Source organism: Stenotrophomonas sp. GD03680 (assembly GCF_029844625.1).
GTDB classification, from domain to species: domain Bacteria; phylum Pseudomonadota; class Gammaproteobacteria; order Xanthomonadales; family Xanthomonadaceae; genus Stenotrophomonas; species Stenotrophomonas maltophilia_P.
The window spans coordinates 23388-41288 of the sequence record NZ_JAOCKC010000027.1 but is presented as its reverse complement, the minus strand read 5'-3'; the positions used below and the strand labels follow the sequence as shown (position 1 = coordinate 41288).

At 67.1% G+C, this 17901-nt stretch carries 20 protein-coding genes; 8 read left to right on the top strand and 12 right to left on the bottom strand.

Annotated features, from left to right (window positions below; genetic code table 11):
- Positions 1-125: 125 nt before the first annotated feature.
- Entirely contained in the window at positions 126-2018 is a 1893-nt protein-coding gene (gene htpG / locus N5J29_RS17575; protein ID WP_164152273.1) for a molecular chaperone HtpG, read from the top strand.
- Between the two features lie 70 nt (positions 2019-2088).
- On the opposite strand, the gene N5J29_RS17570 is transcribed toward htpG, so the two are convergent.
- Positions 2089-2388, bottom strand: coding sequence for a hypothetical protein (locus tag N5J29_RS17570; RefSeq protein WP_065174961.1), 300 nt, complete (start codon positions 2386-2388; stop codon positions 2089-2091).
- A gap of 129 nt (positions 2389-2517) precedes the next feature.
- Between N5J29_RS17570 and ftsY the strand changes: the two genes are divergently transcribed.
- Genes ftsY through N5J29_RS17555 form a run of 3 tightly spaced genes read left to right on the top strand, consistent with a single transcriptional unit; the run spans position 2518 to position 5199 of the window.
- Positions 2518-3819 (top strand): signal recognition particle-docking protein FtsY, encoded by a 1302-nt coding sequence (gene ftsY / locus N5J29_RS17565; RefSeq protein WP_164152271.1) that lies wholly within the window; start codon positions 2518-2520, stop codon positions 3817-3819.
- Positions 3812-4924: an A/G-specific adenine glycosylase gene (gene mutY, locus N5J29_RS17560; RefSeq protein WP_239519795.1), complete on the top strand. Its 1113-nt coding sequence runs from the start codon at positions 3812-3814 to the stop codon at positions 4922-4924. Before ftsY ends, mutY begins: the two co-directional genes overlap by 8 nt.
- A gap of 5 nt (positions 4925-4929) precedes the next feature.
- Positions 4930-5199: an oxidative damage protection protein gene (locus N5J29_RS17555; protein ID WP_065174958.1), complete on the top strand. Its 270-nt coding sequence runs from the start codon at positions 4930-4932 to the stop codon at positions 5197-5199.
- An 18-nt stretch (positions 5200-5217) separates the two neighbouring features.
- On the opposite strand, the gene N5J29_RS17550 is transcribed toward N5J29_RS17555, so the two are convergent.
- The 10 genes from N5J29_RS17550 to N5J29_RS17505 all read right to left on the bottom strand — a co-directional run bounded on the left by N5J29_RS17550 (position 5218) and on the right by N5J29_RS17505 (position 12267).
- Positions 5218-5667, bottom strand: a complete 450-nt coding sequence (locus N5J29_RS17550) for a DUF6491 family protein (protein WP_053517332.1) — start codon at positions 5665-5667, stop codon at positions 5218-5220.
- A gap of 107 nt (positions 5668-5774) precedes the next feature.
- A complete protein-coding gene (locus N5J29_RS17545; protein ID WP_279924495.1) occupies positions 5775-6593 on the bottom strand; it encodes an ATP-binding cassette domain-containing protein in 819 nt (272 codons plus the stop codon).
- Positions 6586-7827 (bottom strand): lipoprotein-releasing ABC transporter permease subunit, encoded by a 1242-nt coding sequence (locus N5J29_RS17540; RefSeq protein ID WP_164152268.1) that lies wholly within the window; start codon positions 7825-7827, stop codon positions 6586-6588. Before N5J29_RS17540 ends, N5J29_RS17545 begins: the two co-directional genes overlap by 8 nt.
- A gap of 23 nt (positions 7828-7850) precedes the next feature.
- On the bottom strand, positions 7851-8300 hold the full coding sequence (locus N5J29_RS17535; protein WP_081279720.1) for a hypothetical protein: 450 nt from the start codon (positions 8298-8300) through the stop codon (positions 7851-7853).
- Positions 8251-8499 carry a succinate dehydrogenase assembly factor 2 gene (locus tag N5J29_RS17530; protein ID WP_053517299.1) on the bottom strand — a complete coding sequence of 83 codons (249 nt, stop codon included), beginning with the start codon at positions 8497-8499 and terminating at the stop codon, positions 8251-8253. Before N5J29_RS17530 ends, N5J29_RS17535 begins: the two co-directional genes overlap by 50 nt.
- A 90-nt stretch (positions 8500-8589) precedes the next feature.
- Positions 8590-9375 (bottom strand): succinate dehydrogenase iron-sulfur subunit, encoded by a 786-nt coding sequence (locus tag N5J29_RS17525; protein ID WP_053517298.1) that lies wholly within the window; start codon positions 9373-9375, stop codon positions 8590-8592.
- Between the two features lie 67 nt (positions 9376-9442).
- The gene (gene sdhA / locus N5J29_RS17520; RefSeq protein ID WP_053517296.1) at positions 9443-11233 is read right to left on the bottom strand and encodes a succinate dehydrogenase flavoprotein subunit; all 1791 of its coding nucleotides are present in this window, start codon (positions 11231-11233) and stop codon (positions 9443-9445) included.
- A 31-nt stretch (positions 11234-11264) separates the two neighbouring features.
- Positions 11265-11651, bottom strand: coding sequence for a succinate dehydrogenase, hydrophobic membrane anchor protein (gene sdhD / locus N5J29_RS17515; protein ID WP_053517295.1), 387 nt, complete (start codon positions 11649-11651; stop codon positions 11265-11267).
- Positions 11648-12040 (bottom strand): succinate dehydrogenase, cytochrome b556 subunit, encoded by a 393-nt coding sequence (gene sdhC / locus N5J29_RS17510; RefSeq protein ID WP_004153151.1) that lies wholly within the window; start codon positions 12038-12040, stop codon positions 11648-11650. The genes sdhD and sdhC overlap by 4 nt, the downstream gene beginning before the upstream one ends.
- A gap of 56 nt (positions 12041-12096) precedes the next feature.
- Positions 12097-12267, bottom strand: a complete 171-nt coding sequence (locus N5J29_RS17505; RefSeq protein ID WP_074901279.1) for a DUF1674 domain-containing protein — start codon at positions 12265-12267, stop codon at positions 12097-12099.
- Positions 12268-12306: 39 nt separating this feature from the next.
- On the opposite strand from N5J29_RS17505, the gene N5J29_RS17500 reads away from it, so the two are divergent.
- On the top strand, positions 12307-13179 hold the full coding sequence (locus tag N5J29_RS17500; RefSeq protein WP_164152266.1) for a folate-binding protein YgfZ: 873 nt from the start codon (positions 12307-12309) through the stop codon (positions 13177-13179).
- Positions 13180-13248: 69 nt separating this feature from the next.
- On the opposite strand, the gene ugpC is transcribed toward N5J29_RS17500, so the two are convergent.
- Complete coding sequence (gene ugpC, locus N5J29_RS17495) at positions 13249-14331, bottom strand: sn-glycerol-3-phosphate ABC transporter ATP-binding protein UgpC (RefSeq protein WP_065181281.1); 1083 nt, start codon at positions 14329-14331, stop codon at positions 13249-13251.
- Between the two features lie 354 nt (positions 14332-14685).
- Between ugpC and zwf the strand changes: the two genes are divergently transcribed.
- From zwf to pgl, 3 genes are read left to right on the top strand one after another with little or no spacing between them, the layout of a single operon-like run.
- On the top strand, positions 14686-16122 hold the full coding sequence (gene zwf, locus N5J29_RS17490; RefSeq protein WP_065174952.1) for a glucose-6-phosphate dehydrogenase: 1437 nt from the start codon (positions 14686-14688) through the stop codon (positions 16120-16122).
- Positions 16119-17126 carry a glucokinase gene (glk, locus tag N5J29_RS17485; RefSeq protein WP_164152264.1) on the top strand — a complete coding sequence of 336 codons (1008 nt, stop codon included), beginning with the start codon at positions 16119-16121 and terminating at the stop codon, positions 17124-17126. The genes zwf and glk overlap by 4 nt, the downstream gene beginning before the upstream one ends.
- Complete coding sequence (gene pgl, locus N5J29_RS17480) at positions 17123-17845, top strand: 6-phosphogluconolactonase (RefSeq protein ID WP_053517289.1); 723 nt, start codon at positions 17123-17125, stop codon at positions 17843-17845. The genes glk and pgl overlap by 4 nt, the downstream gene beginning before the upstream one ends.
- The last annotated feature ends 56 nt before the right edge of the window (positions 17846-17901 follow it).

Here is a 17901-nt window from a genome sequence, read left to right as displayed (position 1 = left end):
GCTCTGGCCTCTGCGGGTGCAGGGCGCCGCCCTGCCCGACCAACCCCCTTGATTTCGGGACAATCACCCCTACCCCTTGGCGAGGCCGCACGCGCTGGCGCGGCATTGCACACGGAGCCCTATCGATGACCGAGACGACCCAGACCGAAACCCTTGGCTTCCAGACCGAAGTCAAGCAGCTGCTGCAGCTGATGATCCACTCGCTGTACTCCAACAAGGAGATCTTCCTGCGCGAGCTGGTGTCCAATGCCGCCGACGCGGCCGACAAGCTGCGCTTCGAGGCGCTGACCCAGCCGTCCCTGCTGGAAGACGACAGCGACCTGCGCGTGCGCGTCAGTTTCGACCCGGCCGCCCACACCATCACCATCGAGGACAACGGCATCGGCATGAGCCGCGCCGAGGCCATCGCCCACCTCGGCACCATTGCCAAGTCCGGTACCGGCGACTTCCTGCGCCAGCTGTCCGGCGACCAGAAGAAGGACTCGCAGCTGATCGGCCAGTTCGGTGTCGGCTTCTACAGCGCGTTCATCGTCGCCGACGAAGTCGAAGTCACCTCGCGGCGGGCCGGCCTGGCCAGCAGCGAAGGCGTGCGCTGGACCTCGCGCGGCGAAGGCGACTTCGATGTCGCGACCCTCGACAAGCCCGAGCGCGGCACCCGCATCGTGCTGCACCTGAAGGACGGCGAACACGACTTTGCCGATGGCTGGCGCCTGCGCAGCATCCTCAAGAAGTACTCCGACCACATCGGCCTGCCGATCCAGATGCCGAAGGAAGGGGGTGAAGAGGGCGCGGCGGTCGAATGGGAAACCGTCAACCGTGCCAGCGCGCTGTGGACCCGTCCGCGCACCGAGATCAGCGACGCCGAGTACAGCGAGTTCTACAAGCACGTGGCACACGACCACAGCGATCCGCTGGCGTGGAGCCACAACAAGGTCGAAGGCAAGCTGGAGTACACCTCGCTGCTGTACGTGCCGGGCCGTGCACCGTTCGATCTGTATCACCGCGATGCGCCCAAGGGCCTGAAGCTGTATGTCCAGCGGGTGTTCGTGATGGACCAGGCCGAGCAGTTCCTGCCGCTGTACCTGCGCTTCATCAAGGGCGTGGTCGATTCCAACGACCTGTCGCTGAACGTCTCGCGCGAGATCCTGCAGTCCGGCCCGGTCATCGATTCGATGAAGGCCGCGCTGACCAAGCGCTCGCTGGACATGCTGGAGAAGCTGGCAACCGACAAGCCCGAGCAGTACGCCACGTTCTGGAAGGAATTCGGCCAGGTGCTGAAGGAAGGACCGGCCGAGGACTACAACAACCGCGAGAAGGTGGCCGGCCTGCTGCGCTTCGCCTCCACCCGTGGCGAGGGCGATGCCCAGACCGTCTCGCTGGCCGACTACATCGGTCGCATGGCCGAAGGCCAGGACAAGATCTACTACCTGACCGGCGAGAGCTACAGCCAGGTCCGCAACAGCCCGCACCTGGAAGTGTTCCGCAAGAAGGGCGTGGAAGTGCTGCTGCTGACCGACCGCATCGACGAATGGCTGATGGGTTACCTGACCGACTTCGACGGCAAGGGCTTTGTCGACATCGCCCGTGGCGACCTCGACCTCGGCGCGCTGGAGACCGAGTCGGACAAGCAGGAACAGGAAGCGGCGGCCAAGGACAAGCAGGCCCTGATCGAGCGGCTGAAGGCGGTGCTCGGCGACGACGTGGCCGAAGTCCGCGTGTCGCACCGGCTGACCGATTCGCCAGCGGTGCTGGCCATCGGCGAACAGGATCTGGGCCTGCAGATGCGCCAGATCCTGGAGGCCAGCGGCCAGAAGGTGCCTGACAGCAAGCCGGTGCTGGAGATCAATCCGGGGCACCCGTTGATCACCAAGCTCGATGGCGAGGCCGATGGTGATCGTTTCGATGATCTCGGCCGCGTGCTGTTCGACCAGGCCGCGCTCGCGGCCGGCGACAGCCTGAAGGACCCGGGCGCCTACGTTGCGCGCCTGAACAAGCTGCTGCTGGAGCTGTCGGCCTGACACGCACGGTGGTCGCCGGGCATGACCCGGCGCTGCCGGGCGCTGGCTGGCATCTGCCAGGCCGGGCTGCTCAGGCCCGGCGATCCAGCAGCGACCCCAGCATCTGGTCCTGGCGGCGGACCAGCGAAGCGTTGGCGGCGAAGGCCACCACCTCCGCGTTTGCCGCCAGCAGATCAGCCAGCGGCGCGGCGGGATCGGCGCCGGCAGCGGTCACCCGGGTCTGCACCCCACCCTGCTCCACCGCCGCGCGCTGCACCTGCAGGCGCGGTGCATCGGCTGTCGCCAGGTTGGCCACGTTGTGCGCGGCCACCTGCACGCCTTGCCCTGCGGCCCGCATGCCGCTCCAGGCCGTTGCCATCACGTTGTCCATGGCGGTCTCCAGGCCACTCGGTGCAGCCCTCCGAAGCCATTAGCGGCTGCCCGGCCGCGACCTTGAGTCCACATCGGGCAGACGGGCCCGGGTGGTAGCATATCCCTCTGATTTCAGCGCCTTTTGCCAATGCTCAGTTTTTTCCGCCGCAAGAAGCCCCAGGACGCCGCCACACCGGACGCGCCCAAGACCCAGCACTACTCGGCTGAAGAGCTGGCGGCGGCATTCCCGTCGGCCGCGCCCGTCGAGGACACCACGGTCGTAGCCGACGCCCCGCCAGCCGTGGCTCCAGCTGAGTCGGTGCCCGTCCCGGCGCCGCCCGCCGCTGCCCCGGCGTCCCCGCCGGCGCCGGCAGCGACCGAACGCGTCCTGGCACCGGAAGACTTCGAGGCCGAGGCACGTGCCGCCGCAGCCGTGCTCGCCCCGCTGGCTCCGGTGATCCCCGCACAGCAGCCCTCCGCACCGGCCGCCGACCTGCCGGTGCTGGTGGATGCCGCACCGGCCCCCGCCGGCAAGTCCGGCTGGCGCGAACGCCTGCGCAACAGCGTCATCGCGCGCAGCTTTGGCGGCCTGTTCTCGCGCAATCCCAAGCTCGACGATGACCTGCTGGACGAACTGGAAACCGCGCTGATCACCGCCGATGTCGGCGTCGGTGCGACCACCGAGCTGGTCGAAGGCCTGCGCAGACGCATGAAGGCACGTGAGTTCGCCGATGCCAACGCACTGCTGGGCGCACTGCGTGCCGACCTGATCGCGATCCTGCGGCCGGTCGCCAGGCCACTGGTGATCGATCGCAACGCCAGGCCCTTCGTGGTGCTGACCGTTGGCGTCAACGGTGTCGGCAAGACCACCACCATCGGCAAGCTGGCCAAGCGCTTCAAGGACGACGGGCACAGCCTGATGCTGGCCGCCGGCGATACCTTCCGTGCCGCTGCCGTGGCCCAGCTGCAGGCCTGGGGCGAGCGCAACGGCGTGGCCGTGGTGGCCCAGGGCCAGAACGCCGACGCCGCCTCGGTGGCCTACGACGCGCTGCAGGCCGGCAAGGCGCGCGGCACGTCGGTGCTGATTGCCGATACCGCCGGCCGCCTGCATACCCAGTCCGGCCTGATGAACGAGCTGGGCAAGATCCGTCGTGTGCTCGGCAAGATCGATCCCGCTGCGCCGCACGAGGTGCTGATGGTGATCGACGGCACCACCGGCCAGAACGCGCTGTCGCAGCTGCGCCAGTTCAACGCCGCGGTGAACGTGACCGGCCTGGTGGTGACCAAGCTGGACGGCACCGCAAAGGGCGGCGTGGTGTTCGCACTGGCCCGCGAGTTCGGCATTCCGATCCGTTTCGCCGGCATCGGTGAACGCCCGGAAGATCTGCGTGAATTCGATCCGGAAGCCTTCGTCGACGCGCTGCTGCCCGAAGCGCTTGGCAGTGCCTGAGGCCACCGTCGTGCCTGCGGGCGACCCGTTCGTCGCCCGCCTGCTGCACTGGTTCGACGACCACGGCCGCCACGACCTGCCCTGGCAGCATCCGCGCAGCCCCTATCGGGTCTGGTTGTCGGAGATCATGCTACAGCAGACCCAGGTGGCCACGGTCATCCCCTACTTCCAGCGGTTCCTGCAGCATTTCCCGACCCTGCCCGCGCTGGCCGCGGCCAGCAACGATGCAGTGATGGCGCAGTGGGCCGGGCTGGGCTACTACGCCCGTGCGCGCAACCTGCATGCGGCGGCCCAGCGCTGCGTGGAACTGCATGACGGCGAACTGCCGCGTGATTTCGACGCGCTGCATGCGCTGCCCGGCATCGGCCGCAGCACCGCAGGCGCGATCCTCAGCCAGGCCTGGAACGACCGGTTTCCGATCCTCGACGGCAACGTCAAGCGCGTGCTCAGCCGGTATCACGGCATCGAAGGCTTCCCCGGCCTGCCAGCCATCGAAAAGCAGTTGTGGGCCATCGCCGAAGCGCACGCGGCCCAGGTGCCGGATGGCCGGATGGCCGACTACACGCAGGCGCAGATGGACCTCGGTGCCACCGTGTGCAGCCGCGCCAGGCCCGCCTGCGTGATCTGCCCGCAGCAGCAGGACTGCGTGGCGCGCCGCGAAGGCCGGACCGCCGAGCTGCCCACGCCGAAGCCAGGCAAGGCCCTGCCCGAACGCGAAGCCGTGGCCCTGCTGCTGCGCGATGCCCAGCAGCGCGTGCTGCTGCAGAAGCGACCGGAGACCGGCATCTGGGCGCAACTGTGGACCCTGCCGCAGGCCGACGCCGGTGAAGCGCTGCAGGACTGGTTCGATGCACACGTGGACGGCTCGCTGGAAGATGCCGACGAGCTGCCGGTGCTGCAGCACACCTTCAGCCACTACAGGCTGCACCTGCAGATCCTGTCGCGACAGGTACGCGGCCTGCGCGTGGAAGAATCCTCGCTGCGCTGGGTCACCGCCGACGAACTGCCGACGCTGGGCTTGCCGGCTCCCATCCGCAAGCTGCTTGATGGCACTTCGATCAAACCGCCACAACGCAGATCCAAGAAACCCCGCAACCACGAGTGAGTGCCATGCCCCGAACCGTCTTCTGCCAGTACGAACAACGCGATGCCGAGGGCCTGGACTTCGTGCCCTATCCGGGCGAACTGGGCCAGCGCATCTTCAACCACATCGGCAAGCAGGCCTGGGCGGCATGGCTGGCGCACCAGACCATGCTGATCAACGAGAACCGCCTGTCACCGCGCGACCCGAAGCACCGCGCGTTCCTGGAAGGGGAACTGGTCAAGTTCCTGTTCGAGAAGGACGCGGAGAAGCCCGCCGGCTTCATCCCGGAAGCCTGATCCGGAGATGGCGCCGGCCTAGTTCGCCGGCTCCTCGCGCTCCTGCACCTGCGCCTGCCGCAGCTCCTGTTCCGAAGCACGCAGCGCCTTCACGTCAAGCTTGCGGATGCTGCTGATGAAGCACGGCAGGCGCGGGCCTCCGGTCGGGTCACGGACCAGCACCTTGTCGAAGCGGGCCGACACGCGGTTCATGCGGCTGGTCAGGCCGATGGCGGTCGCAAACGACAGATCCTGGCAGGGGCCGTTCAATTCCAGCAGGTAGGCCTCGCTGGGCCGGGTCCATACCGCCAGTGCACTGTCGCCCAGTTCGGTCCAGCCGTTGAGGCTGCCGAAGAACTGCATGTCATTCTGCGGTGCGCCGGCGTGCGCCCGGTACAGGTCCAGCCGCTCGGCACTGCTCAGGCGGCCGGTGGTCGCACACGCGGCCAGGGCAAGGCAGAGCCCTGCGATCACAAGCGGGGTCTTCATGTCGATCTCCACGGGGAACCGGGGGCCATCATGCGCCTGCCCGGGTATGGGCGGCGAGAATCCCGGCGCCACCGTTCAGGCGCCGGGAGGTGCACGTTGCCGGCCGCTCAGACGTCGGCGTGGGCCAGCTCGTGCAGGCGCCCTTCGCGCAGTTCCAGCACCCGGTCCAGGCGCCGCGCCAGACCGCGGTCATGGGTGACCAGCACCAGGCTGGTATGGCGGGCACGATTGAGTTCGAGCATCAGGTCGAACACGGTGCCGGCCGTGCGATCGTCCAGGTTTCCGGTCGGCTCGTCGCCCAGCACGCAGGCCGGATGGTTCACCAGCGCGCGCGCCACCGCCGCACGCTGGCGCTCGCCACCGGAAAGCTCGCCCGGTTTGTGGTCCAGGCGATGGCCCAGCCCGACCGACTCCAGCAGCAAGGTTGCGCGCGCGGCCGCCTCCTCCACTTCAGGACGACCACGGACGAAGGCGGTGGCCCCGTTGACGATGCTGGCCAGCGCCGTCCCCACCACGCCCAGGCCAGCGAACATCGCCCGCTGTGACATCGGCGAATGCGAGCGGGACAGCAGCAGCGGCATCACCACGTTTTCCAGCGCGGTGAATTCCGGCAGCAGGTGATGGAACTGGTAGACAAAGCCCAGCGCCTGGTTGCGCAGCAGGCCACGTGCGGTATCCGACAGCGCCGACATGCGTTGACCGGCCACGTACACCTCGCCGGCACTGGGTACGTCCAGTCCCCCCAGCAGGTGCAGCAGCGTGCTCTTGCCTGCACCGGACGCGCCGATGATGGCCACGGTTTCACCCGCGGTGACGGTCAGGTTCAGGCCGTCGAATACCGGGGTCTGCATGCGCCCTTCGGCATAGATCTTGCCGAGGTGCTCGGCGCGGATCACCTCCTGGCCGCGGTCAAAGGCTTCATTCATAGCGCAGGGCCTCCGCCGGCTGGGTGCGTGCCGCCCGCCAGGCGGGATACAGGGTGGCCAGGAAGCTCATCAGCAGTGCGACCACGGTGATCACCACCACGTCGCCGGTCTGCATGTCCGTCGGCAGGCCGGTGATGTAGTACACGTCTTCCGGCAGCAGCTTGACGTTGAACACGCGCTCGATGGCACCGAGGATGCGTTCCAGGTTGAAGGTCAGGGTGATGCCGCCGATCAGTCCGGCCAGTGTGCCGAAGATGCCGATCAACGAGCCCTGCACCATGAACACCTGCATCACCCCGGCCGGGGTCAGGCCAAGCGTGCGCAGGATGGCGATGTCCGCCTGCTTGTCGGTGACCAGCATCACCTGCGAGGACACCAGATTGAACGCGCCCATGGCGATGATCAGCGACAGCAGGATGCCCATCACCACTTTCTCCATGCGCAGCGAGTGGTAGAGATTGGCGTTCTGCTGGGTCCAGTCACTCACGCGATAGGCGCCGCCGAGGTTCTGCGCAAGGTCCACGCCGACTTCCAGCGAGTGGTCCATGTCGTGCAGCTTCAGGCGCACGCCGGTCGCGCCATCGGCGCGCAGTACGCGCTCGAGATCCTTCATGTTGGCGAAGCCGACGCCGCGGTCGACCTCGTTGTAGCCGGCCTCGAAAATACCGCTGACGGTGAAGCGTTTCATCCGCGGAACGGCGCCTGCAGGTGTGCCCTGCACTTCGGCGAAGGTCACCAGCACTTGGTCGCCGACATCGACGCCCAGCCAGATCGCCAGTTCCTTGCCCAGCAGCAGATTGAAGCTGCCGGGTTTCAGGCTGTCGTAGCTGCCCTTGACCACCTTCTGGTCGATCACCGACACCTTCGGCTCCAGTGCCGGGTCGATACCCTGGATGATCGCACCCTGCACGCGCGGGCCGCTGATCATCGACTGGATCTCGATATAGGGTGCGGCGCCCGCCACGCGCGGGTCCTTGTTGGCCACGTCCACCACGCGCATCCAGTCCGGCATGGGCTCGCCGTCGCGACTGATGGTGGTATGCGCCGTCATCTGCAGCAGGCGGCTGCGGATTTCCTTCTGGAAGCCGCTCATCACCGCCAGGGTGGTGATCAGCACCGTAACGCCGAGCGCGATGCCCAGGATCGATGCCATCGAAATGAAGGAGATGAAGCCGTTGCGGCGCTTGGCGCGCAGGTAGCGCAGGCCGATGGCCACGGGAATGGGTTTGAACATGCAGGCTCGCCGGACGATTCAGCCTATGGTGCCATCGACCGGGCTCGACGGGAAACGGCGCGTGCGGCGACGGCCAGTCGCAGTTCACGTCGCTGCCGGGCATCGAGCACATCCGGCCAGAACAGCAGGCGCCGCTGCCGCCGCCCCTGGCGCCCATGCAGCAACAGCCACGGGCCGCGGATCACCAGCTGTGGAGCGTCCAGCGCCTGCCCCGCCACCTGCAGCGGAGCGGGCAACGCCGGCAGGCACACCCTCACCTTCGGCCGGCGCAGGCGCCAGAAGAGCTCGGCCAGGCCCAGCGCCCAGACCAGCAGTACGACGGGAACCAGGGCGTCTCGGGGCAGATCCGAAGCGCGCAGCAGCCAGGGGGCGGCGAGCAGTACCGCCAGCTGGGCACCCGCCTGCAGCCGTGAAGGGCGCCACTCAAGGCTTGAGGGCGCGGATCCTGTCCATGAGCGGGATGGCGTGCGCATGCGGGCAGACCTCGTAGCCCATGAACCAGCGCCACAATTTATCGTCCTCACAGTCGAGCAGGAACAGGAAAACCTCGCGCTCTTCGGTCGGCGCAGCGCTCCATTCGCGGTCGAGGTAACGTTCGAACAGCTGGTCCAGTTCGCGCATGCCACGCCGGCAGCGCCAGCGCAGCTTCTTCAGCAGGGTCTCTTCATCCATTGCAGGCCTCCAGATACAGCGAAGCCACGCATGGCGTGGCTCGGCTGGGGTGCGTGCGGCCGCCGTCGATGCGGCCGCATGCGGGATGGATCAGGCGCGACGCTCCATCATGAGCTTCTTGATCTCGGCAATCGCCAGCGCCGGGTTCAGGCCCTTCGGGCAGGTGCGGGCGCAGTTCATGATCGTGTGGCAGCGGTACAGCTTGAACGGATCTTCCAGATCGTCCAGGCGCGCACCGGTGTCCTCATCGCGCGAGTCGATGATCCAGCGGTAGGCCTGCAGCAGGATCGCCGGACCCAGGTAACGCTCGCCGTTCCACCAGTAGCTCGGGCAGCTGGTCGAGCAGCAGGCGCACAGGATGCACTCGTACAGGCCATCGAGCTTCTTGCGGTCTTCCGGCGACTGCAGGCGCTCGCGATCCGGCGGCGCCGGGGTCTGCGTGCGGATCCACGGCTTGATCGAGGCGTACTGCGCGTAGAAGTGGGTCAGGTCCGGCACCAGATCCTTGACCACGTTCATGTGCGGCAGCGGGTAGATCGGCACTTCCTTCTTGCCGCAGTCCGCGATGGCGCGGGTGCAGGCCAGCGTGTTGGTGCCGTCGATGTTCATCGCGCACGAACCGCAGATGCCTTCGCGGCAGGAGCGACGGAAGGTCAGGGTCGGGTCGATCTCGTTCTTGATCTTGATCAGCGCGTCCAGGACCATCGGGCCGCAGGCGTCCAGATCGACCTCATAGGTATCGGTGCGCGGATTGCTGTCGTCATCCGGACTCCAGCGGTAGATCTTGAAGGTACGCACGTTCTTGCCGCCGTTCTTGACGGGGAAGTGCTGGCCCTTCGTGATCTTGGAATTCTTGGGGAGTGAAAACTCGGCCATGGCTGCTCTCGTTGGCTCAGGCGGCCCGCGCCCTCAAGGCGCGGATTGCATGGTAGGCGGGGTCGGATCAGTACACGCGCGGCTTCGGCGGCACCACGGACACGTCATCGGTCAACGTGTACATGTGCACCGGACGGTAGTCGAAGCTGCACTTGCCCTTCTCGTCGACGCTGACCAGGGTGTGCTTCTGCCAGTTGACGTCGTCGCGGTCCGGGAAGTCCTCGTGCGCATGCGCGCCGCGGCTTTCCTTGCGCTGTTCGGCCGAGTTGATCGTCGCCACCGCGTTGAGCAGCAGGTTGTTCAGCTCGTAGGTCTCGATCAGGTCCGAGTTCCACACCAGCGAACGGTCCGAGACCTTCACGTCCTGGAACGAATCGAAGATCTTGTCCATCTTCTCGCAGCCTTCCTTCAGCGTCTGGCTGGTGCGGAAGACGGCCGCGTCGGCCTGCATGGTGCGCTGCATGCGGTCGCGGATGACCGAGGTCGGGGTATCGCCGTTGGCGTGGCGCAGCTTGTCCAGCAGGCCCAGCGCCTTGTCGCAGGCATCGGCCGGCAGCGGCTTGTGCGCCGCGCCCGGCTTGATGGTCTCGGCACAGCGGTTGGCCACCGCGCGGCCGAACACCACCAGATCCAGCAGCGAGTTGGAGCCCAGGCGGTTGGCGCCATGCACGGACACGCAGGCGGCTTCGCCGATGGCGTACAGGCCCGGCACCACGGCATCGGGGTTGTCGCCGACCTTGCGCACCACTTCACCGTGGTAGTTGGTCGGGATGCCACCCATGTTGTAGTGCACGGTCGGGATGACCGGGATCGGCTGCTTGTGCACGTCGACGCCGGCGAAGATGCGGGCGCTCTCGGCGATGCCCGGCAGCTTGTCATCGATCACGCCCGGGCCCAGGTGGGTCAGGTCGAGCAGGATGTGATCCTTGTGCTCGCCGACACCGCGGCCTTCGCGGATCTCGATGGTCATCGAACGGCTGACCACGTCGCGCGATGCCAGATCCTTGTAATGCGGTGCATAGCGCTCCATGAAGCGCTCGCCGCTGCTGTTGCGCAGGATGCCACCTTCACCGCGGACACCCTCGGTGATCAGGCAGCCGGCGCCGTAGATGCCGGTCGGGTGGAACTGCACGAACTCCATGTCCTGCATGGCGATGCCGGCACGCATGGCCAGGCCGCCACCGTCGCCGGTGCAGGTATGCGCGGAAGTTGCGCTGAAATAGGCTCGGCCGTAGCCGCCGGTGGCCAGTACCACGCCCTGGGCGCGGAACAGGTGCAGCGTGCCGTCGGACATGTCCAAGGCCAGCACGCCGCGGCAGACGCCTTCGTCGTCGAAGATCAGGTCGAGCGCGAAGTACTCGATCATGAAGCGCGCGTCGTGCTTCAGCGACTGCTGGTACAGCGTATGCAGCATCGCGTGGCCGGTACGGTCGGCCGCCGCGCAGGTGCGCTGCGCCGCCGGGCCTTCGCCGTACTTGGTGGTCATGCCACCGAACGGGCGCTGGTAGATCTTGCCTTCGGCGGTACGCGAGAACGGCACGCCGTAGTGCTCGAGCTCGATGATGGCCGGAATGGCCTCACGGCACATGTATTCGATGGCGTCCTGGTCGCCCAGCCAGTCCGACCCCTTGATGGTGTCGAAGAAGTGGTAACGCCAGTCGTCCTCACCCATGTTGCCGAGCGCGGCGGAGATACCGCCCTGGGCGGCGACGGTGTGCGAACGGGTCGGGAAGACCTTGGTCAGGCACACGGTCTGCAGGCCCTTGGCGGCCAGGCCGAACGTGGCACGCAGGCCGGCGCCGCCGGCGCCCACCACGACCATGTCGTACTTGTGTTCGGTGATCTTGTAAGCGGACATCTAGTCTGGATTCCTGTGTAGGTGCCTGGGCTCAGGCAACGCCGAGGGCGATGCGGCCCACCGCGAACACACTGACGATCATGCCGAGCACGGCGACGAACTTCACCGCGGTCTGCAGCACCAGGGCCAGCAGCGATTCGTGGATGTAATCTTCCAGCACGACCTGCATGCCGAGCTGTGCGTGCCAGAACATGGCGATCAGCAGGCCGATCAGCGGCACCGCGTTCCACGGCTTGGCGATGGCAGCAGTGGCGGTCGCGTAGTCGGAACCCAGCAGGCCCAGCACGAAGACCAGGAACCAGATCCCCAGCACCACCAGGGCGGCGGCGGTCAGGCGCTGGTGCACGAAGTGCTCGGTGCCGGTCTTGGCCGAACCCAGGCCACGCACGTTCTTCAGCGGAGTACGGAACTTGCTCACGCGGCACCTCCAAACATCACGTAGGCCCACACCAGCAGGGTGATCACCAGGCTGCCGATGACCGACAGCCAGCTGCTGCGGATGAAGGCGGGGATGCTGAAGCCGATGGCGAAGTCCTGCACCACATGGCGGATGCCATTGCACAGGTGATAGGCGAACGACCATGTCCACGCGAACAGGAACACGCGGCCATACCAGGCCCCGGCATGGCCGGTGAAGCAGTTCCACGAATCGGGCCCCATCATCAGGGCCAGCAGGCCCGCAGCGATGATGAGGGCACCAACAGACAGAAAGACGCCAGTGGCTCGATGCAGGATCGAGGTGGCCATCTGAATCTGCCAGCGATACACCTGAAGGTGCGGGGAAAGTGGGCGTTGTCTGGTCGCCATTCGCTGGGCTCGTTGTCTCGGCTGGGCGGCACGCGGCCGCGTTGGCTCAATGCTGATCAGAAATCGATGCAGCGTCCGTTTTTCTCCCAATCGCCATACCGCACCGGATCGAGTCCGCCGCGGCCGCCGAATTCCTCTGCCTTTTCCTGTTCCACGGGCACGGGTGCCGCAGGGACCAGCGGGGCTTCAGTTTCGTCGTCGGGAGTGGGGGTTGTTTGGCCTATCATGGTCGGTCTCGCAACGCACAAATTTTAGACCTCGTTCACGTGCCTGACAACCTGCCCCCTGCTTTCGTCGCATATCCACGCCTTCCGGGCCACCAGCTGGTGAGCCTGCAGGGCGTGGACGCAGCTGCCTTCGCCCACGCCCAGTTCAGCAGCGATGTCCTCGCTCTGCCCCAGCAGCACTGGCAGTGGAGCGCCTGGCTGAGTGCCAAGGGCCGCACCCTGGCGGTGTTCCAGCTGCTCCGGCTGGCTGAGGATCACGTGATGCTGGTGTTCGCCGATGGCGACGCGGATGCGACTGCGTCGCAACTGCAGCGTTTCGTGTTCCGCCGCAAGGTCAAGGTGCAGCTGCGCGACGATCTGGCCGTGGCCGGCGCGTTCACCGCACCGGAAGCGGCTACCGGCGCGGCGATCGCCGCGAATGCAGGCGGTTGGGAGCTGGACCTGGGCAGCGACGCGCTGCCGCGCGCGCTGCGCATCGGTGCCGCTGACACCTTCCCGGCCGGTGGGCCGGATGACGACGCGGCCTTTGTATTGGCCTGGCGCCAGGCTGACCTGCGGTATGGCCTGCCCCGGCTGGAGCAGAGCCAGCGCGAGGTGTGGACCCCGCAGCAGTTGGGGCTGGACCGTCTGAACGGCTACAGCGTGAAGAAAGGCTGCTACCCGGGCCAGGAAATCGTCGCCCGCACCCACTTCCTCGGCAAGGCCAAGCGCGCGGTGCAGCTGCTGCACACCCATGCGCCGGCGCAGGCCGGTGACGGCGTGCAGCAGGACGGCACGGCACTGGGCACGATCGCCAGCGTGGCCGGCGATCTCGCGCTGGCGGTGCTGCCGCTTGAAACGAGCGACGCTGCGCTGCAGGTCGGCGATGCGCCCGCGCAGCGGATTCCACTGCTCGATGGCCTGGCGCGCTGAGGCTGCGCCCCATCCACGCAGGGCGGGGATCTGCCGATGACGCCGGGCATGGCCCGGCGCCACCAAGTCTTACAGGCGCTCGCCGGTTTCCGCGTTGAAGAAGTGCAGGCCCTGCGGATGGATCGCCACGCGGATGTCCTCGCCCACGGCCGGCAGCGCCTGCGGCGCCACCCGCATGGTCAGTGCATGCTGGCCGCTGCTGAGGTTGACGAAGATCTCGTTGCCGACCGGCTCGATGCCCTCGATGCGCGCGGTGAACGCATGCGCGTCGTCGCCCGTGGCGGGCTGCAGGTGCTCCGGGCGCACGCCGACGTTGATCGGCTTCTGCAGCCATGCGGGGTCGATCGTGGCCTGGCCCAGCGGCGCGCGCCACTCACCCTCGACCACCGTCACGCCGCCCGCATCGCCCTGCAATGTCCCGCGCAGCACGTTCATCGCCGGGCTGCCGAGGAAACCGGCCACGAACAGGTTGGCCGGGCGGTCATACAGCGCCATCGGCGTATCGATCTGCTGGATGATGCCGTCCTTGAGCACCACGATGCGCTGGCCCAGCGTCATCGCTTCGACCTGGTCGTGCGTGACATAGATCATGGTCGTACCCAGCTTGCGGTGCAGCTGCGCGATCTCGGTACGCACGCTGTGGCGCAGCTTGGCATCGAGATTGGACAGCGGCTCGTCGAGCAGGAACACCGCAGGTTCGCGCACCAGCGCGCGCCCCAACGCAACACGCTGGCGCTGGCCACCTGACATCGCCTTGGGCAGCTTGTCCATCATCTCGGTCAAGCCAAGCGTCTGCGCCGCTTCGGCAATCCGCCTGTCGATGGTCGCCTTGTCGTGGCCACGCAGCTTCAGGCCGAACGCCAGGTTCTCGGCCACGGTCATGTGCGGGTAAAGCGCATAACTCTGGAACACCATGGCGATGTCGCGATCCTTCGGTGCCACATCGTTGACCACGCGGTCACCGATGCTCAGCGTGCCACCGCTGATCTCCTCCAGGCCTGCCACCATCCGCAGCAGGGTCGACTTACCACAGCCGGAAGGACCGACCAGCACCATCAGTTCGCCATCGGCGACCTCGAAAGTGGCGTCCTTCACCGCAACCTGGCCGTTGTCGTAGACCTTGCGCACACCCTGCAACTGCACTTTTGCCATATCACCTGATCCGGTCTGCCCGACGCCGGGCTGTCTTTTGGGACTGCCTCGGCCCTCCCGATGGCAGCAATGATTGCGCGACTGCCGCATGACGGCGAGCACTGCAATCGAATACAGTTGCCCATTCTGCCATGTAAACGTTTTCACGTGGCACTATCCGATGGTCGGTGCGCACCGACCTGCGTCGGCGGACAATGGAACGTTCGCCGGTGCGGTGGTTTCGCATGGAACGGCCTGCTGGTATCCCCTGCAGATCGCGTTCCGCGAACCTCGGACAGGCAGTTGCGCGGATGTCCCCCGAACCCAGCCATGAAGCGATTGACAACGATGTCACCCGGATCTGAAACTCGAGCGATGCACGACACCCTCTTCCTGTTCGGTGCCACAGGTGATCTGGCCCAGCGCTACCTGTTCCCTTCGCTGCTGCGCCTGCTTGGCGATGGTCTGCTGCCGGAGGATTTCCGCATCCGTGCGCTGGCCCTGTCCGGCCATGACACCGAGGCCTTCCATGACATCCTGCGCCCGCGCCTGCAGCAGGCCATGCCGATGGCCTCGCAGGACGACATCGCCGCGCTGCTGCGCCGCATCGACTACCGCTCGGTGGACCTGCGCGATGTCGACTCGGTCGCCGCCGCCGTCTCCGACCTGGTGGACCGCCGGTGCGTGAGCTACCTGGCCATTCCGCCGGGCCTGTACATCTCCACCTGCGAAGGCCTGGCCAAGGGGGGCGCCCTCGCCGCACCGGCCCGGCTGATGCTGGAGAAGCCGATCGGCAGCGACAGCGAAAGTGCCGAAGAGATCATCAGCACCATCGGCCAGTGGATCGACGAAGACCGCGTGTTCCGCCTGGATCACTATCTGGGCAAGGCTGCGGTGCAGAACCTGATCGCCCTGCGCTTCGGCAACACCCTGCTGGAGGCGGTGTGGAACCGCAACTACATCGAGTCGGTGCACATCCTGGTCGCAGAGAGCGAAGGCGTGGACGGCCGCGACGCGTACTACGCACGCTCCGGCGCCCTGCGTGACATGGTGCAGAGCCATATCCTGCAGCTGCTGTGCCTGGTGGCGATGGAACCGCCGGCGTCGCTCGAAGCCGACCGCATCCGCGACGAGAAGGTCAAGGTGCTGCGCGCCCTGCGCCCCCTCGACGCCCAGCATGCCGCCCGCGACAGCGTGCGCGGCCGCTATACCGCCGGCACCATCAACGGCCAGCCGGCACAGGCCTATCAGCCGCCGGAAGGCAGCGACGTGGAAACCTTCGCCGGCGTCACCGCGCACATCGACAACTGGCGCTGGTCCGGCGTTCCCTTCCATCTGGTCACCGGCAAGCGCCTGCCCGAGCGCACCACCCGCGTGGTGGTGACCCTCAAGCCGGTCACCCATTGGCTGTTCGAGCGCCCGCAGCGCGCGCAGGCCGCACCCAATCGCCTGGTGTTCCAGCTGCAGCCGCAGGAAAACATCGAGCTGGGCCTGATGAGCAGCCTGGCCGGTCCGGAATGGGGCGCGCTGGAACTGCATCCGCTGGAACTGGAGCTGTCGGTGCCGACGGGACTGCACCGCCGCATCGCTTACGAGCGCCTTTTCCTGGACGCCTTCAACGGCAACCATGCGCTGTTCGTGCGCGACGACGAAGTGCGCGCCGCCTGGGCGTGGATCGACAGCGTCGCCGATGCCTGGAAGGCAGCCGGCCTGCCGCTCCAGCCTTACCCTGCTGGCCAGTGGGGTCCGGCGGATGCCAGCGACTTCCTGCCACAGGGCGTGGATGCGCCGGACACCGGAGCTTCGGCATGAGTGGCAGCTCGCAGCCGGTTCTGGTCGCCGACATCGGCGGCACCAATGCCCGCTTCGCACTGGCCGACACTTCGCTGGATGCGCCCCTGCAGAAGGACAGCATCCGCGAGTTCGCAGTCGCCGAGTTCCCGTCGCTGGGCGATGCCGCCCGCCACTACCTTGAGCAGGCCGGGGCCAGCGCGCGCCGCGGCGTGTTTGCCGTGGCCGGCCGCGTCGATGGCGACGAGGCACGCATCACCAACCATCCGTGGGTGATCTCGCGCAGCCGCACCGCAGCGATGCTCGGCTTCGACGAGCTGCACCTGATCAACGACTTCGCCGCACAGGCGATGGCCGTCGCCCTGCTGCAACCGCAGGATGTGGTGCAGATCGGCGGTGCGCACTGGACGCCAGCCGCACCGGGCCAGCCACGCAACTACGGAGTGATCGGCCCCGGCACGGGCCTCGGCGTCGGTGGCTTGGTGGTGCGCCACGGCCGCAGCTACCCGCTGGAAACCGAAGGCGGTCACGTCAGCTTCCCGCCGGGCACGCCGGAAGAAGTGCGGATCCTGGAGATCCTGTCCGAGCAGTTCGGCCGCGTGTCCAACGAGCGTCTCATCTGCGGTCCCGGCCTGGTCAACATCCATCGTGCGGTCTGTGAGATGGCCGGTGTCGACCCGGGCCATCTGCAGCCGGCCGACGTCACCGCCCGTGCCGCGGTCGGCGATCCGCAGGCGATGCGCACCGTGGATGTGTTCTGCGCAGTGTTCGGCGCCATCGCCGGCGACCTGGTGCTGATCCAGGGTGCCTGGGATGGCGTGTTCCTGACCGGCGGCCTGGTGCCCAAAATGCTGGATTCGCTGCAGCACTCCGGCTTCCGCCAGCGCTTCGAGCACAAGGGCCGGTTTTCCTCGATCATGGCGCGGGTGCCTTCGCTGGCGATCATGCACCCCTGCCCCGGCCTGCTGGGCGCTGCCGCCTATGCAGCCGATGCCGAACGTGACGCTCCGGGAGTTGCCGCATGAGCCCTGTCTTCCAGGACGACCGCATCGATTTTGTCAGTCACGGCGATGCCGATGGCTGGATCGAAGCGGTGGCCACCGAAATGGCACAGACCATCAACCGTGACATCAACGAAGTCGGCCGCGCACGCATCCTGCTGTCCGGTGGCACCACGCCGGCGCCGGTGTACCAGGCGCTGGCAGAAATGGAAGTGCACTGGGACCGCGTGGAAGTGAGCCTGGCCGATGAGCGCTGGCTGTCGCCGCAGGATCGCGACAGCAATGCCTGGCTGGTACGCGAGCACCTGCTCAAGCGCGCCGAAGGTGCACATTTCGACCCGCTGGTGCGCATCGGCAAGCCGCTTCCGGAATGCGTGTACACCGCCAATCTGCAGGCACAGCACAGCCAGCCGCCCAGCCTGGTCGCGCTCGGCATGGGCAATGATGGCCACACGGCCTCGTTGTTCCCCGGCTCGAAGGACCTGGCCCGCGCGCTGGAAAGCCCCCTGCCCTATGCCGCACTGGATGCGACCGGCTGCCCGGGCGCCAACCAGTGGCCGCTGCGGATCACGCTGACCCCGCACGGCCTGCGCCAGTGCCGCCAGCGCCTGCTGCTGCTGCGCGGCAAGCAGAAGCTGCAGGTGCTGCGGCAGGCGCTGGACAGCAACAATGCCCAGCAGTACCCGATCCTCAACGCAATCCACCTGGAAGGCGCGCGCCTGCGCGTCCACTGGGCAGATTGATGTCGGTGGCGGCATATCGCCGCCGCCCACCTCTCGCCACCTCGAACGCCGGTAGC

Bases quoted from the DNA above. Each gene is read 5' to 3' on its own strand.
- htpG (WP_164152273.1), top strand. From the start codon at position 126: ATGACCGAGACGACCCAGACCGAAACCCTTGGCTTCCAGACCGAAGTC.
- N5J29_RS17570 (WP_065174961.1), bottom strand. From the start codon at position 2,388: ATGGACAACGTGATGGCAACGGCCTGGAGCGGCATGCGGGCCGCAGGG.
- ftsY (WP_164152271.1), top strand. From the start codon at position 2,518: ATGCTCAGTTTTTTCCGCCGCAAGAAGCCCCAGGACGCCGCCACACCG.
- N5J29_RS17555 (WP_065174958.1), top strand. From the start codon at position 4,930: ATGCCCCGAACCGTCTTCTGCCAGTACGAACAACGCGATGCCGAGGGC.
- N5J29_RS17550 (WP_053517332.1), bottom strand. From the start codon at position 5,667: ATGAAGACCCCGCTTGTGATCGCAGGGCTCTGCCTTGCCCTGGCCGCG.
- N5J29_RS17545 (WP_279924495.1), bottom strand. From the start codon at position 6,593: ATGAATGAAGCCTTTGACCGCGGCCAGGAGGTGATCCGCGCCGAGCAC.
- N5J29_RS17540 (WP_164152268.1), bottom strand. From the start codon at position 7,827: ATGTTCAAACCCATTCCCGTGGCCATCGGCCTGCGCTACCTGCGCGCC.
- N5J29_RS17535 (WP_081279720.1), bottom strand. From the start codon at position 8,300: ATGCGCACGCCATCCCGCTCATGGACAGGATCCGCGCCCTCAAGCCTT.
- N5J29_RS17530 (WP_053517299.1), bottom strand. From the start codon at position 8,499: ATGGATGAAGAGACCCTGCTGAAGAAGCTGCGCTGGCGCTGCCGGCGT.
- N5J29_RS17525 (WP_053517298.1), bottom strand. From the start codon at position 9,375: ATGGCCGAGTTTTCACTCCCCAAGAATTCCAAGATCACGAAGGGCCAG.
- sdhA (WP_053517296.1), bottom strand. From the start codon at position 11,233: ATGTCCGCTTACAAGATCACCGAACACAAGTACGACATGGTCGTGGTG.
- sdhC (WP_004153151.1), bottom strand. From the start codon at position 12,040: ATGGCGACCAGACAACGCCCACTTTCCCCGCACCTTCAGGTGTATCGC.
- N5J29_RS17505 (WP_074901279.1), bottom strand. From the start codon at position 12,267: ATGATAGGCCAAACAACCCCCACTCCCGACGACGAAACTGAAGCCCCG.
- ugpC (WP_065181281.1), bottom strand. From the start codon at position 14,331: ATGGCAAAAGTGCAGTTGCAGGGTGTGCGCAAGGTCTACGACAACGGC.
- zwf (WP_065174952.1), top strand. From the start codon at position 14,686: ATGCACGACACCCTCTTCCTGTTCGGTGCCACAGGTGATCTGGCCCAG.
- glk (WP_164152264.1), top strand. From the start codon at position 16,119: ATGAGTGGCAGCTCGCAGCCGGTTCTGGTCGCCGACATCGGCGGCACC.
- pgl (WP_053517289.1), top strand. From the start codon at position 17,123: ATGAGCCCTGTCTTCCAGGACGACCGCATCGATTTTGTCAGTCACGGC.